At 64.5% G+C, this 13213-nt stretch carries 13 protein-coding genes; 7 read left to right on the forward strand and 6 right to left on the reverse strand.

Going from position 1 to position 13213, the window contains the following annotated elements:
* Together G3256_RS18650 and G3256_RS18655 are read left to right on the forward strand one after the other, a co-directional pair.
* On the forward strand, nucleotides 1-1305 hold the full coding sequence (locus tag G3256_RS18650) for an AAA family ATPase (protein ID WP_169642508.1): 1305 nt from the start codon (nucleotides 1-3) through the stop codon (nucleotides 1303-1305).
* Nucleotides 1302-2360, forward strand: coding sequence for a ParB/RepB/Spo0J family partition protein (locus tag G3256_RS18655; RefSeq protein ID WP_169642509.1), 1059 nt, complete (start codon nucleotides 1302-1304; stop codon nucleotides 2358-2360). Before G3256_RS18650 ends, G3256_RS18655 begins: the two co-directional genes overlap by 4 nt.
* On the opposite strand, the gene bchO is transcribed toward G3256_RS18655, so the two are convergent.
* The 4 genes from bchO to crtA are packed head-to-tail and all read right to left on the reverse strand — an operon-like array spanning nucleotide 2345 to nucleotide 6600.
* Nucleotides 2345-3220 carry an alpha/beta fold hydrolase BchO gene (gene bchO / locus G3256_RS18660; RefSeq protein WP_169642510.1) on the reverse strand — a complete coding sequence of 292 codons (876 nt, stop codon included), beginning with the start codon at nucleotides 3218-3220 and terminating at the stop codon, nucleotides 2345-2347. The genes G3256_RS18655 and bchO overlap by 16 nt on opposite strands.
* A gap of 7 nt (nucleotides 3221-3227) precedes the next feature.
* Nucleotides 3228-4886, reverse strand: coding sequence for a magnesium chelatase subunit D (locus G3256_RS18665; protein WP_169642511.1), 1659 nt, complete (start codon nucleotides 4884-4886; stop codon nucleotides 3228-3230).
* Nucleotides 4883-5887, reverse strand: coding sequence for a magnesium chelatase ATPase subunit I (bchI, locus tag G3256_RS18670; RefSeq protein ID WP_169642512.1), 1005 nt, complete (start codon nucleotides 5885-5887; stop codon nucleotides 4883-4885). The genes G3256_RS18665 and bchI overlap by 4 nt, the downstream gene beginning before the upstream one ends.
* Nucleotides 5884-6600 (reverse strand): spheroidene monooxygenase, encoded by a 717-nt coding sequence (gene crtA, locus G3256_RS18675; RefSeq protein ID WP_169642513.1) that lies wholly within the window; start codon nucleotides 6598-6600, stop codon nucleotides 5884-5886. The genes bchI and crtA overlap by 4 nt, the downstream gene beginning before the upstream one ends.
* A 124-nt stretch (nucleotides 6601-6724) precedes the next feature.
* Here crtA and G3256_RS18680 point away from each other — a divergent pair, with 124 nt between their 5' ends.
* The 5 genes from G3256_RS18680 (at nucleotide 6725) to G3256_RS18700 (ending at nucleotide 10681) form a co-directional block, all read left to right on the forward strand.
* Nucleotides 6725-8251, forward strand: a complete 1527-nt coding sequence (locus G3256_RS18680) for a phytoene desaturase (RefSeq protein ID WP_425501573.1) — start codon at nucleotides 6725-6727, stop codon at nucleotides 8249-8251.
* On the forward strand, nucleotides 8248-8385 hold the full coding sequence (locus G3256_RS18685; RefSeq protein WP_169642515.1) for a hypothetical protein: 138 nt from the start codon (nucleotides 8248-8250) through the stop codon (nucleotides 8383-8385). The genes G3256_RS18680 and G3256_RS18685 overlap by 4 nt, the downstream gene beginning before the upstream one ends.
* Nucleotides 8382-9419 carry a 15-cis-phytoene synthase gene (gene crtB / locus G3256_RS18690; RefSeq protein WP_169642516.1) on the forward strand — a complete coding sequence of 346 codons (1038 nt, stop codon included), beginning with the start codon at nucleotides 8382-8384 and terminating at the stop codon, nucleotides 9417-9419. Before G3256_RS18685 ends, crtB begins: the two co-directional genes overlap by 4 nt.
* A gap of 4 nt (nucleotides 9420-9423) precedes the next feature.
* Entirely contained in the window at nucleotides 9424-9906 is a 483-nt protein-coding gene (gene tspO / locus G3256_RS18695; protein WP_169642517.1) for a tryptophan-rich sensory protein TspO, read from the forward strand.
* Between the two features lie 145 nt (nucleotides 9907-10051).
* On the forward strand, nucleotides 10052-10681 hold the full coding sequence (locus tag G3256_RS18700; protein ID WP_169642518.1) for a hypothetical protein: 630 nt from the start codon (nucleotides 10052-10054) through the stop codon (nucleotides 10679-10681).
* Nucleotides 10682-10735: 54 nt separating this feature from the next.
* Here the strand turns inward: G3256_RS18700 and crtC are convergent, their stop codons facing one another.
* Both crtC and crtD read right to left on the reverse strand, forming a co-directional pair.
* On the reverse strand, nucleotides 10736-11608 hold the full coding sequence (gene crtC / locus G3256_RS18705; RefSeq protein WP_169642598.1) for a carotenoid 1,2-hydratase: 873 nt from the start codon (nucleotides 11606-11608) through the stop codon (nucleotides 10736-10738).
* Nucleotides 11605-13155, reverse strand: coding sequence for a 1-hydroxycarotenoid 3,4-desaturase CrtD (gene crtD, locus G3256_RS18710; RefSeq protein WP_169642519.1), 1551 nt, complete (start codon nucleotides 13153-13155; stop codon nucleotides 11605-11607). The genes crtC and crtD overlap by 4 nt, the downstream gene beginning before the upstream one ends.
* Nucleotides 13156-13213: the final 58 nt, after the last annotated feature.

Below are 13213 nucleotides of genomic sequence, written 5' to 3' on the forward strand. Positions count from 1 at the left end.
ATGTACACCCACCAGGACCTCGCCCGGCTGCAGGCGCAATCTCTGAAGATGCAGGGCTTCATCCGCCAGCAGACCTATTCTCCGCAGAATGAAAAGACCCTGCGCCGGTTTTCCAGCTGGGAGGTCGCCGAGCTGATTTTCCGCGTCAATCAGTCCACAATGCGAGGCCGGCTTGCCGCCGACCCCACCCTGCCCCAGGGCACGGTCGAGGCGGACGGCCGCCAGCACTGGTACAGCCTTGAAGAGATCAACGAGCTGCGCCGCCGGCTGAAGGTGAACCGTAAATCGCTGATGCCCTACCGCCCCGCCGGCAAACGCGCGATGCGCGCGGCGATTGCCAACTTCAAAGGCGGTGCCGGCAAATCCACCGTGGCGCTGCACTTTGCCCATGCCGCGGCCCTCGATGGTTACCGCGTGCTCTGTGTGGATTTCGACCCGCAGGCCACGCTCAGCCACTCGATGGGTCTCAGCGACGTGGCGGAGGAATACACCGTCTGGGGCATAATGGCGCGCGATCTGGCCGCCGAGACCGAGCGGATGAACCGTACGGCAAAAGGTGCCGAAAGCGGCACCGCCCTGCCGCAGCGCCGCCTGCCCGCCTCGATCACCGACATGGGGCTTGCCGATCTGCGCGCGGCGGATTTCATCAAGCCGACGAACTGGCCCACTATCGATATCGTGCCCTCCTGTGCCAACGCGGCCTTTGTCGAGTTCGCCTCGGCGCAGTACCGGCATATGAACCCCGAGTGGTCGTTTTTTGCCGCCGTCTCGCGCCTTCTCGATCAGCTGCCCGCAGATGCCTATGACCTCGTGCTGTTCGACTGCCCGCCCGCCATCGGGTACCAGTCGATGAACGCGGTATTTGCCGCCGACATGCTCTATATCCCCTCCGGGCCGGGTTACTGGGAATACGATTCGACCACCTCGTTCATTGGTCAGCTGGCCGAAGCGCTGGAGGATCTGAGCCGTTTTTCCGGGCTTGTCCCCGCGGGGACAATGAACCTGCCCAAGACCTTTCTCGACCTGCATTTCCTGCTGACGCGCTTTGAGCCCAACAACGAGCTGCACCGTGCGATGCAGCAGGCTTTTATCAAAGTATGGGGCGATAGAGTGGCCGAGCACCCGATTGAAATGACCCGCGCGGTCGAGCAGTCCGGGCGCTTTTTATCGTCGATCTACGAAATCGATTACCGCGATATGACCCGCGAAACCTGGCGGCGCGCCCGCGCCTCTTTCGACCAGGCCTATGCGGAATTCCGGACGCATCTCTGTGTGGCCTGGGACAAACTGGAGGATGAGGCATGAGCAAGCGACGCGTCTTTGACATCGACTTTGAGGACACTGCTGTCCCCGCGGGGACAGAACCGCCCGCCGCGACCCGGCGCGGCCCGATGGCGGCCGCCATTTCGGAAAACGCCGAGGCCGTGAGCGCCCGCCAGGCGACCGAAGCCGGCATCCGCGAGGAGAACGACCGCCTCGCACATGAATACATGAAGCTCAAGAAAAACGGGCAGATCACCGGGCTCGTGCCGGTCGATATGATCCGGATGGACAAGCTGACGCGTGACCGCTCTGCGACCCGTGATCCGGAGCTGCAGGAGCTTAAGGATTCGATCCGCGCCGTGGGGCTGTCCAACCCGATCCGGGTGGAGGAAACCCGCGACGGGTTCGAGCTTATTCAGGGCTTCCGGCGTCTCAGCGCCTTTCGCGAACTGCTGGCGGAAACCGGCGATGAGACCTTTGCGCGCATCCCGGCGACGCTGCAGGCAAAAGGCGAGGATCTCAAACATCTCTACCGCCGGATGGTGGATGAAAACCTTGTGCGGCGCGATATTTCATTTGCCGAAATGGCGCAGCTGGCGATCAGCTATGCGGGCCAGCGCGGCATGGATGTGGGCGAGGCTGTGGACCGGCTCTATGCCTCCGCCGGGCGGCAGAAGAGGGCCTATATCAAGAGTTTCGTGCACCTGCTGAACAGCGTGGGCGACGCGCTGAAATTTCCCGAATCCATTCCGCGGGCGACGGGTCTGGGGCTGGTGAAACTGCTCGATACCAACCCGCGGTTTGCCGGCCAGTTGCGCGCGGTGCTCGACAGCCAGCGTGACCGGGATGCAGCAACCGAACTGAGCCTGTTGCGCGGCGCTGTGACGGGCGGTGCCGGCAAGCCGAAAAAGCCCAAAGCCCCTGCCCCGAAATCCTCCGCGCGCACCACGATCAAGCTCAACCGGCCCGAAGGTGTGGCGCGCTGCACGGCGTCGGCAGGCAAATTCGAAGTACTGCTGGATCATGATTTCGGCGCGGTGGATCCGCGGCGGCTGGAGCTTGCCGCCCGCGCGTTTCTGGATCAGCTCAAAGACTGATCCGCAAGGAACGTCAGGATCATATCGGCCACCTCCTCCGGCGCTTCCTCATGCGCCAGGTGTCCGACGCCGGGCATGCGGACCAGACGCGCGCCGGGGATCTTTTCCGCCGCCCGTGCAGAGACCTGCGCCGGCACGGCCTTGTCGTTCTCCGCGGCGATCAGAAGCACCCGCGCAGTGATCTGTGGCAGATCGCGCAGAAGGTCCCCGAGCGACCAGTGCGCCATCATCATCAGCGTTGCATCCGCGTGGTCCCTGTTGCCCACCAGACGGCCGTAAAGCTGCAGGCCTTCAGAGTCTAATTCAGAGCCTGTACCGCGTATCAGAGCCTTTACGCGTGTCGGGTTGCCGGAGGCTGCAGAGAAGATCTGTGCGGTGAACGGCACGGCCGCCAGCATCTTGGCCAGCACCGGGAAAAGCACGCCTGCAAGCCCTTCGAAATTGTCCAGAGCGGCGTTGATCCCCACCACATCCGGGGCCTGTCCCCGCGGGGACAGAAGCCGCTGTGAGAGCCGCAGGGCAAGTGCCGCACCCGCCGAATGACCGATGATTGCTGCGGGCTGCCAGCCCTCCCGGGTGCACAGTGTGGCGACGTCCTCGCTCATCGGCTCCAGACCACAGCGGTGACGCGCGCCAAGCTGTGTGAACCCCTGCCCCGGCAGGTCAATCGCCACCACATGATACTGCGTGCTGAGCCGCGGGATCAGATCGCGGAAACTATGCGTACTGCCGCCCGCGCCATGCAGCAGCAGCAGTGTATCGCCGTGCCCGGTTTCCTGAACGTGCCAGCGATGTGGTTTGCACAGCACCTGCCGCGAGAGGGCCGCGTTGGGCCAGTCGGAGGGGGGCGGCCAGCGCATATGTCGCTCAGGCGTCCAGCGCGGCGCTCACAGCGCCGGTGAGCCGCTCTGCGTTTGCACGGGGCAGCGCAAGATACGGGGCGTTCAGATGCCCGGCGAGGGTGCGCAGCGCCTCCTGCGGGCGGTTTGACATATCGATCACCAGGGCGGACGTGCCGCGCGCCCGCAACACCGCCGCCATCTGCAGCGCATCCGCGGCTGCAGCGGCCCGGTCCGGCGCGCCATCAAGTGCGATATTCGCGCGTCCGTCCGTGAGCAGGACGACGGTGGGCGTCAGCCCGCGCGCGCGGCTTTGTTCAGCCAGCCCGGCGGCCTGTTCAAGCCCCGCGGCCAGCGGTGTGCCGCCACCACCGGGCAGCCCGGCAAGGCGGCGTTTTGTCTGCACCAGCGAGCGCGTAGGTGGCAGCATCAGTTCGGCACCGGAGCCGCGAAACGAAATCAGCGCGACATGGTCGCGCGCGGCATAGGCCTGCGCCAGCAACAGTTCAACGGCGCCCTTGGCCTCGTTCAGCCGCGACACCGCCGCGGAGCCCGACGCATCCACCGCAAATATCAGCAGGCGGTCGGACATTTCCTCATAGCGCCGCACCCGGATGTCGCCGGGCCGGATGAGCAGACCGGGCGTGTCGGGCTGTGCCTGCCGGCGCAGCGGTTGCCATGGGGCTGCGGCGCGCAGGGTCGCCACCAGATCGATGCGCGCACGTCCGTCGAGCCGTCCGGGACGGGAGGGCAGGGGGCGTCCGCGCCGGTTGCCTTTGCGCGCTTTTCCGGCGCCGTTTCCGGAGGCGCGGGCCACTGTCCCCGCGGGGACAAGCCCGGCGAGCAGGTCGGCGGGCAGCAGCGCTCTGACCGCGTCAACAAGCAAATCGCCGTCGGGCAGAGTATCCGGCTGGCCATCGCTGCCGCTGTCATCCGGCGCGTTTTCAGGCGGCGGGGGCGGGGTGTCGTCCTCGGCTGCGGGCTCTTCGGGAAAGGTTGTGGCGCGCTGCGGATAGACAAGGGCGGCAGCAGCACCCAGATCGTCGTCAGTGACCATGCTGCGCCCGCTGAAGGCAGCATGGCACCGGGCCAGACGCACCGCCATCGTGGGCGCGCGCAGGTTGTCGATGCCAAAGCGGGCGGCGAGCGTGGTCAGCGCGTCGATCTGCTCCGCTGCGATGGTCACATCCGCGGGGTCAAAGGGTTCTGTCCCCGCGGGGACAGGCGCCCAGCCGGCCGGCATGCGCCCCTCCGGCGAGAGGTAAAGCGCGAGTCGCCCGGAGAGGGCAGGGGGCAGGGTTTCATCCGGCTCGGCACCTTCATCAAGGGCGATGATCACCGGGGTGACCGCACGGTCAGTACGGGCAGCGAGACGCGCGGCGAGGCCGGTGCTGCACCGCTCTGCCATGCTCAGGATTACAACCTGCGCTGTATCTAATATTCCTTTATTATCAATGATATGACCAGATTTTAGTGTAGCGCCGAGGTCAAGGCCGCCAAAGAGCTGATCGTCCGATATGGTGGGGTGGATGCGGCGCGCGGCAAGCGGGCTCAGCGCGTCCAGAATACGGTCACGGGCAGGGCCCGCGCGCATCCGCAGATGCAGGCCGCCGGCAAAGACGGGATCAAAGAGCAGCAGGCCGATCGCAAGTGCGGCGCGGTCCCAGCTGTCGGGGTCATCGCTCACCCCAGCACCTCCGAGACGATGCGTGTCACCCGGGCGCCGGACCCTGCCTCGTCGAGGGGATCGCGGCGCAGCCGGTGCGACAGAGCCGAGGGCGCAATGGCGGCGAGATGTGCGCGGGTGAGCCTGCGGTTGCCCTGCCAGGCGGCGAGCGCGCGGGCGGTCCGCAGCAGCGTCAGCTCTCCCCGCAACCCATCTGAGCCAAGCGCGATGCAAAGCCGCGCACAATCGTTCAGGATCTCATCCGGGGTCTGAATTTTCGCCAGCCGTTTACGCGCTTTCAGAATGGTATCGCGGACCTCGGCGTCCTGCGGCTCCCAGGTCTGCATGAAGGCCTCGACGTCTGTCTCGAAGGCATGGCGGCGGCGGATCACCTCGACCCGTTCATCGATGTCCCCGGGTGAGCGGACCTCGACTGAGAGCCCAAAGCGGTCGAGCAGCTGCGGGCGCAGTTCGCCCTCTTCGGGGTTGCCGGAGCCGACCAGCACAAAGCGGGCAGGGTGGCGGATCGAGAGGCCTTCGCGCTCTACGACGTTCTCACCCGACTGCGCCACATCAAGCAGCAGATCGACGATGTGATCTTCCAGCAGATTGACCTCGTCGATGTAGAGATACCCGCGGTTGGCGCGGGCCAGCAGGCCGGGCTCAAACGCCTTTTCGCCGCGGGTCAGCGCGCGTTCAATATCCAGCGCGCCGACAACGCGATCTTCGGTTGCCCCCAGTGGCAGATCGATCACCGGGGTGGGGCGCATGACGATCTTTTTCGAGCCTAACTCGGCCCATTCCGGACAGTCCGCTGTCTTCTGCGAGTTGACCGGACAGCTTTCGACCGCCCGGATCGGTGGCAGCAATGCGGCCAGCGCGCGCACGGCGGTCGATTTGCCGGTTCCGCGGTCGCCAAAGACCAGAACGCCACCGATACCGGGGTCCACAGCGGTCAGGATCATCGCCTGTTTCATTTCGGCCTGACCGACAATTGCGGAGAACGGAAAAGGGGTCTTCATGCGGGTATATCCAGATTTCTGAGGGGGCTCGTGCCGCCCCATGTGCCGGCGTCACCAAGGATGGCAAAGCGGGCATAGAGTTCTTCGGAGAACCAGTTGCCGTCGCGCACCGCCCGGATTGCTGCGGCATGTGGTCCGTTTTCGCGGGCAAAACCAGCCATGGCGGCAGCATCCGGCCAGATGGAAAAGGTCACCTGATGCAGCAGGGGCACCTCGCCGATGCCGATTTTGAAGGCGACGTTGCGGTCCGCGCCGATCATGCGGCTGATATCGGGCACGCGCTGCCAGAATTTCATCGCAACACGGGGCCGGATCGTGGCGCGTGTCAGAGCCGCAAGCGGGCCGGCCGGCGGGCGGCCCGTGGGGCAGAAAGGGGCCCGTCCGGACCAGTTGCCGCGCGCGGTGCTAGTCTCGAGAAACACGGTCCAGTTTTCATCCGAACGTCTTTTGTAGCGCTGAAAAATCGCAGCGTTTTCAGTCTGTTCACGGGCAGTTTCTTCATCGGGCCAGCTGGCCAGGATGGCATAGACAGCCGTGTTGGGCAGGGGTGTGAACCCCTCGCCGGTGCCGGATCCGCAGAGTTTCCAGAAGCCGATGCCGGGCACCCGGGGCAGAGACATCCGAGCAGCCCCCATCATCCCCAGCGCCCAGGCACGCGCCAGCGGCCGCGCAAAGCGGAAAAAGCTCAAAGTCACAATCGGGGTATCCTGCATCGGCGCGCTGTTACTGAATTTGTGTCAACCAAGTCTGACACGCAAAGCAGCAGATGGGAAGAACGCAATTGTCAAGTGAACTGGACACATCTACTGTAAGGATATGATGACACGTGTCGATCCTATCGAATCTCTTTCTGCCGGGCGTGACCGGCGGGACAGGGCCATTGTAATCGGTGCGGGGCTCGGAGGTCTGGCCGCCGCGATGCGGCTCGGGGCCAAGGGTTACCGGGTCACGGTGATTGACCGGCTGGATGTGCCGGGCGGGCGCGGGTCGGCGATCCGCCAGGACGGGCACCGGTTTGATCTGGGTCCGACAATCGTGACGGTGCCGCAGCTTTACCGCGAGCTCTGGGCCGCCTGCGGGCGCGACTTCGACGAGGACGTAGAACTGCGCGCGCTGGATCCGTTTTATGAAATTCGCTGGCCGGATGGCACGAAGTTTGTAGCCCAGCAGGACACCGCCAAACTCCGTGCCGAAGTGGCGAAACTGGCGCCGGGTGACGTGGCGGGTTTCGACAGATTTCTCGACGACAGCGCGCGGCGGTACTGGTTCGGGTTCGAGGATCTTGGACGGCGGTCAATGCACAGACTGCTGGACCTGATTAAGGTGCTGCCGACCTTTGCCCGCCTGCGCGCGGACAGGTCCGTTTATGCCCATGCGGCCTCACGGGTGAAGGACGAAAAGCTGCGCATGGCGCTGAGTTTTCATCCGCTTTTCATCGGTGGCGACCCGCTGCATGTGACCTCAATGTATATTCTCGTGGCCTATCTCGAAAAGGAATTCGGGGTGCATTACGCGATGGGCGGGATTGCCGGCATGGCCGAAGCCATGGGCCGGGTGATCACCGATCAGGGCGGCACGCTGCTGATGGAAACCGAAGTCGATGAGATCGTGATCCGCGATGGTGTGACCACCGGGGTGCGTCTGGCGAGCGGGCTGGAGATGGGCGCGGATGTGGTCGTCTCAAACGCGGATGCGGGCCATACCTATGACCGGCTGCTGCGCAATCACAAACGCCGTCGGTGGACCAGCAAACGGCTGGCGCGGACGCGGTATTCCATGAGCCTCTTCGTGTGGTATTTCGGCACGAAGGGCACGCGCAATGACTGGTCGGACGTGGGCCACCACACCATTCTGAACGGGCCGCGCTATAAGGGTCTGCTGAAGGATATCTTCATCCGTGGCAGGCTCTGTGACGACATGAGCCTCTATGTGCACCGCCCGTCGGTGACCGACCCGAGCGTGGCGCCCGAGGGCGATGACAGTTTCTATGTGCTGAGCCCGGTGCCGCATCTGGGCCATGACAACGGCGTGGACTGGGCCACCGAAGAGCCGCGCTACAAAGAGAAGATGCTGAAGGTGCTGGAGGACCAGCTGCTGCCCGGTCTGCGCGATAAGATCAGCACCGAAGTGGTGTTCACACCCGAGACCTTCCGCGACCGGTATCTGAGCCCCTTTGGTGCCGGTTTCTCGATTGAGCCGCGCATTCTGCAGAGTGCTTGGTTCCGGCCGCATAACGTCTCTGAAGAGGCGAAGGGGCTCTATCTTGTGGGGGCCGGCACGCATCCCGGGGCAGGGGTGCCGGGCGTGATTTCCACGGCGGAAGTGCTGAGCCAGCTGGTGCCGGATCCGGAGGTCGTGCGATGAACGCGCGCCTGAAACGTCGTGCGATGAACGCGCGCATTGAAAGCCGTGCGATGATCGTGCGCAGGAAAAGCCGCCGCGTCACCGGTGAGATGAATGGCAGCCCGATCGTGCTGCGCAAAGGAAGAGACCAATGATTGCACCTGCTGATCTTGAGCATTGTCGCGAGGCGATCCGCCACGGGTCCCTGTCATTTCACGCCGCCTCGAAACTGCTGCCCGCAAAGGTCCGTGACCCTGCTCTGGCGCTCTATGCCTTTTGCAGGCTGGCCGATGACGAAGTTGATCTGAAGGCTGAAAAGGCCGAAGCGGTGCTGCGGCTGCGCGACAGGCTTGATGCAGTCTATGCCGGGCGCCCTCAGAATGCCGCCCCGGACCGGGCATTCGCAGCACTCGTGGACGATTTCGAGATGCCCCGCGCGCTCCCTGATGCGCTGCTGGAGGGGCTGGCCTGGGACGCAGAAGCGCGGCGGTATAAAACGCTCTCCGGGGTGCGGGATTATTCCGCGCGTGTGGCCTCGGCCGTCGGCGCGATGATGTGTGTTCTGATGGGGGTGCGCGACGCCGATGCGCTGGCGCGCGCCTGTGATCTCGGCGTGGCGATGCAGCTGACCAACATCGCCCGGGATGTGGGCGAGGATGCGCTTGAAGGCCGGATATATCTGCCGCTCGACTGGCTCGAAGAGGCGGGGATCGACCCCGACGCGCATTGCACAGACCCGGATGCGTCAGAGGCTGTCCGCGCCATGGTGCGCCGCCTCGTGATGGAAGCCAACCGGCTCTATATGCGGTCCGAGGCCGGCGTGGGGGCGTTGCCGCTGTCCTGCCGCCCGGGCATTTACGGCGCGCGGTTTATCTATGCCGGCATCGGCAGCCGGCTGCGCAGCATGAAATACGATTCGATCTCGGCACGGGCGCGCACGAACAAATGGCAGAAGATCGGCTGGCTGGGCCAGTCGCTGCTGCTGAGCGGTGCCACGGTAGTGATGCCACGTTCGGCGGTGCTTTATGCCCGGCCGCTCGAAGAGGTGCAGTTTCTGGTTGATGCCGCTGCCCGGGGCGTGCCGCAGACCACGCGCAGCGATGCGCTGATTTCGGTGCTCGCCACGCTGGAACAGCACCGCCAGGACCAGCGCGCGCATCTGACCGGCCAGCGCGCCGGCGTGACCTGACCCGATGTTCTGGCTTACTTTTGCAGTTTTCTTCGGCGCCTGTGTCGGTGCCGGTCTTACGGGCGGTCTCTTTCCGCCGGGGCCCTGGTACCGCACGCTTGAAAAGCCGTGGTTCACGCCGCCCGACTGGGTTTTTCCGGTCACATGGACGGTGCTTTATATCTGTATCGCTACCGCCGGAGCGCGGGTTGCGATGCTCGAAGGCAACGGTCTGGCGATGGGGTTCTGGGCGATGCAGATTGCCTTTAACGGGCTCTGGACGCCGGTCTTTTTCGGGCTGCGCAATATCCGTCTGGGCATGGCTGTGGTATCGTTCCTGTGGCTCATCGTGGCGGCCGGGATGGTGGCGTTGTGGCAGGTCGAATGGCTCTCAGGCCTTTTGTTCGTACCCTATCTGATCTGGGTCACGATCGCGGCGGCTCTCAATGCGGGCGTCTGGCGGCTGAACCCCGAAGAGGCCCGCAATCCGCCACCGATTGAAACGTAAACGGCATGTGCGGAACCGGTAAGACACTCGGGCGTTTTTGCAGCGCCGTGAGCATGAAGAAAACAGATACTCCCGCGAGGTCACAGGGCATGGCCTGTGGTGACGGCGGGACATGGCGTCAGCGTCTGCTCACAGGTGTTCTCAGATGAGCACCGTGCAGAGCAAAGCCCGCAGCATCCGTCGCATCCTTGCGCTGATCTGTGCGTTTCTGGTGCCGGTTGCCATTATTTATGCCGATGTGATCATGCTGAACAGCACCATGGGTGAAGCCTCTCTGGTGCAGATCGCTCAGGTGCTGATGATCCTGGCGGGGGCTTTGTTCTTTGTCGCAGGCGCGCGTGCGCAGCCTGCACAGCGCGGGTATCTGGTGCTGATCGCCACGCTCTTTCTGTGCATGTTCATCCGCGAAAATGACGGGCTGCTCGATCACGTCGCGCATGGGTTCTGGGTTGTTCCGGCCTGTGTGACCGCCTTTGCGGGCGGTCTTATCCTGCGGCGCAGCCGGGATACTGTGACCGGTCCGTTTACTGTGCATGCTGAAACCGGTCCGTTCTGGATCCTGATGACCGGCTTTTTCCAGCTGATGGTTTTCAGCCGTCTTTTCGGCAGTGGCCATCTTTGGGATTTCGCCGAAGGCAGCGCGGGTTCAGATACGGTCAAATCCCTCGTTCAGGAAGGCACCGAACTGGCCAGTTATGCGCTGATCCTGCTGGGCTCTTATCTGTCGCTGCGGTCGCGTTTCGGTGCCGGCACACCGGAGCGGGAAGAGAACTGAGCGGGCTGTTTGGGGCAGATGCCGCTGGACTGCCGCTGTGGGCCGGGCCGCCGGTCAGGACCACCGCCAGTTTCTGCGACGCGGGACCCTGACGGCCAGCATCGGCTTGAGCAGCGGCGAGCGGAAACGTCGCAGATCGAGCGCTTCATGCACGCCGGTCGTGCGCTCGCCGTCAAGCACCGTCTCCACCGCAGAGCGCGAATAAAACGGTGCATCCAGCATACCGAGGGTCTGGCACGCGCGCTGTCCCGGATCAGCGCGGGTCTCACGCGACACGGCCCAGAGACTGCGCCGCAGTTTCGTTTTCGGGGGCAGGGGGATCGCGCGCGCCTGCCCGTCGCGGCCAAAGCGGAACCCCGCGGCAAGTTCTGAGCCATCAAGCCGGGTGGCATCGTAAAAACAGGTGGCCCCTTTGCGCGTGGGATAACGGCCCCAGGTCCAGTAGCTGAAATCCTCTTCCAGCGCGCGGGTGCCGAAATTGGCGTCAAAATACCCCTCGCCCTGCCACTGCCAGCCTGGGCGGTCGATATCGACATCAATGCGCGCGCAGGGCGCAAAGGGCCGCCAGACATGCGCGCCGTCCGGTGTCAGTGGCAGTTCAGCACTGGTGATCGCGGATGGGGTGAGGGTGATGCGCCCCCGCACCCGGCTGATCAGCGGCGGGCCTGAGATCTCGTCGATATCGATGATCAGACGGCCGGCGTCCCAGCGCATCATCGAGGGGCCGACCTCGAACCGTGAGGCGGTCTGGCGCAGGGCGCTTTCGCCCCGGTCGGTCATGGTAAACCGCCCGCCGGGCCCGTAGGTGGCGACGTTGATACAGACATGGTTCTGCGGATTGCGCCGCCCGGACCAGCGGTACCAGGGCGAGAAAACAGAGCCTATAAAGCCGATAACAGAAACGGCGCGCGTGCCGCAGTCACTCAGGCCGTCGACATACCACCAGGCATAACCGTTGGGTGCGACGTCGACGTTAAAGTTAGGTCGCGTAAGATCGCCCCGGCCGCGTGCCGGGCGGAGAGCGTCGCCATCGGCACCCCCGCGCCCGGATGTGTGCCCCCGCCCGCCAGCCAGAGCCCCGGTACCGGTGTCCGGGCGGTGGGCCGTTTCAGGGCGGCGGTCATGCCGTGTGGTGTCTGGCCGTAAAGTGCGCCCAGGCTGTCCGGAAACATCCGCGCAAAAGTCTGCGGTGTCGTGATGGTGGTCGTGTCCGGTGTCGGGCTGAAGGTCACGCCCGAAGAAGTGAGCCGGTGAATGATCTGATGATGCCATTGGTCAAGGTCCGTTGGGTCAGAGGTGTCGGAGGCGGCCGGCGCGTTCGATATGATCTCAAAGCGTTCCATCGCCGGGGGTTGGGTCTGCTGTCCGCGGTCTTCGGCGCAGAGATAAAGCGTAGGGTCGGCGGGGATGCGGCCTGCCGCAAGATCGGTGAATTCCGACTGCGGATCGGCCGCAAAAAAGACGTTGTGATGCGCGAGATCGCGCCCCGCGGATACGGCGGCAAAGCTGTGCACGCGTGCGGAAAAGGATCGCGGCAGTTTCAGGGTCTGCGGGGCGATATGGGTGAGGTCGGCACCAAGACTGCCGGTGGCGAGTGCGCGAGGATCACCGGCATAGACGACTGCGTCCGCTGCCAGTGAGGTGCCGTTCTCAAGATGCACTGAGCTTGCGCGTCCGCCGGTGAGGCCGATGCGCGCCACATGGGCCTCTGTCACGATCTCCACACCCTGTGCGCGGGCGAGTTTAGTCAGTGCGCCGGCAAGGCGGTGCATGCCGCCTTCGACGACCCAGACGCCGGCGGCTTCGGCCTGCCAGATCAGCGACAGAATCGCAGGGCTCAGATGCGGCGCACCGCCTACATAGGTGGCATAGCGCCCGAAAAGCTGTGCCAGACGCGGGTCGCTGAACTGCCGCGCCAGCGCGGATTTCAACGTGGAGAGCGGCGCCATCGCGCGGATCAGCGCAGGTTGGCGCAGCACATGCGGGACCAGGTCTGTGAGGCGCGGGGCAGGGGCCTGCATCATCGGCGCGTCGAAAGCGTGGAAAAGCTGTGCCGTGCGGTTGTTGAACCGGCGGAAATCATCGGCGGCGCGGGCACCCGCAAAGTCCGCAATGGCATCCGCGCTCTTGCCGGCATCCGCGTAAAGATCAAGGCTGCTGCCGTCGGGCCAGAAGTGCCGCGCGAGGATATCCTGGCGGATCAGGGTCACGTGATCTTCCAGCTTTTCCCCGGCGCAGTCGAAAAGGTCGTCAAAGACATGCCGCATGGTCAGCACAGTGGGCCCGGCATCCACCGGTCCGGCGGCACTGGGCAGGGTGCGGATTTTGCCGCCTGTATGCGCGTGACGTTCCAGAAGGGTGACCTGCAACCCGCCTGCGGCCAGCCGGATGGCAGTCGCAAGCCCGGCCACACCGGCACCGATCACGACGGCGCGGACCCTCTCAGGATGCAGCGGGGCGGCAGAAACAAGCATAGGCGATTGTTGACTCAAGCGTGCAATGTGTCCAGTATGATTTACACATTGGTGTCGA

The sequence above is a fragment of the Roseobacter ponti genome, from assembly GCF_012932215.1.
GTDB lineage: Bacteria > Pseudomonadota > Alphaproteobacteria > Rhodobacterales > Rhodobacteraceae > Roseobacter > Roseobacter ponti.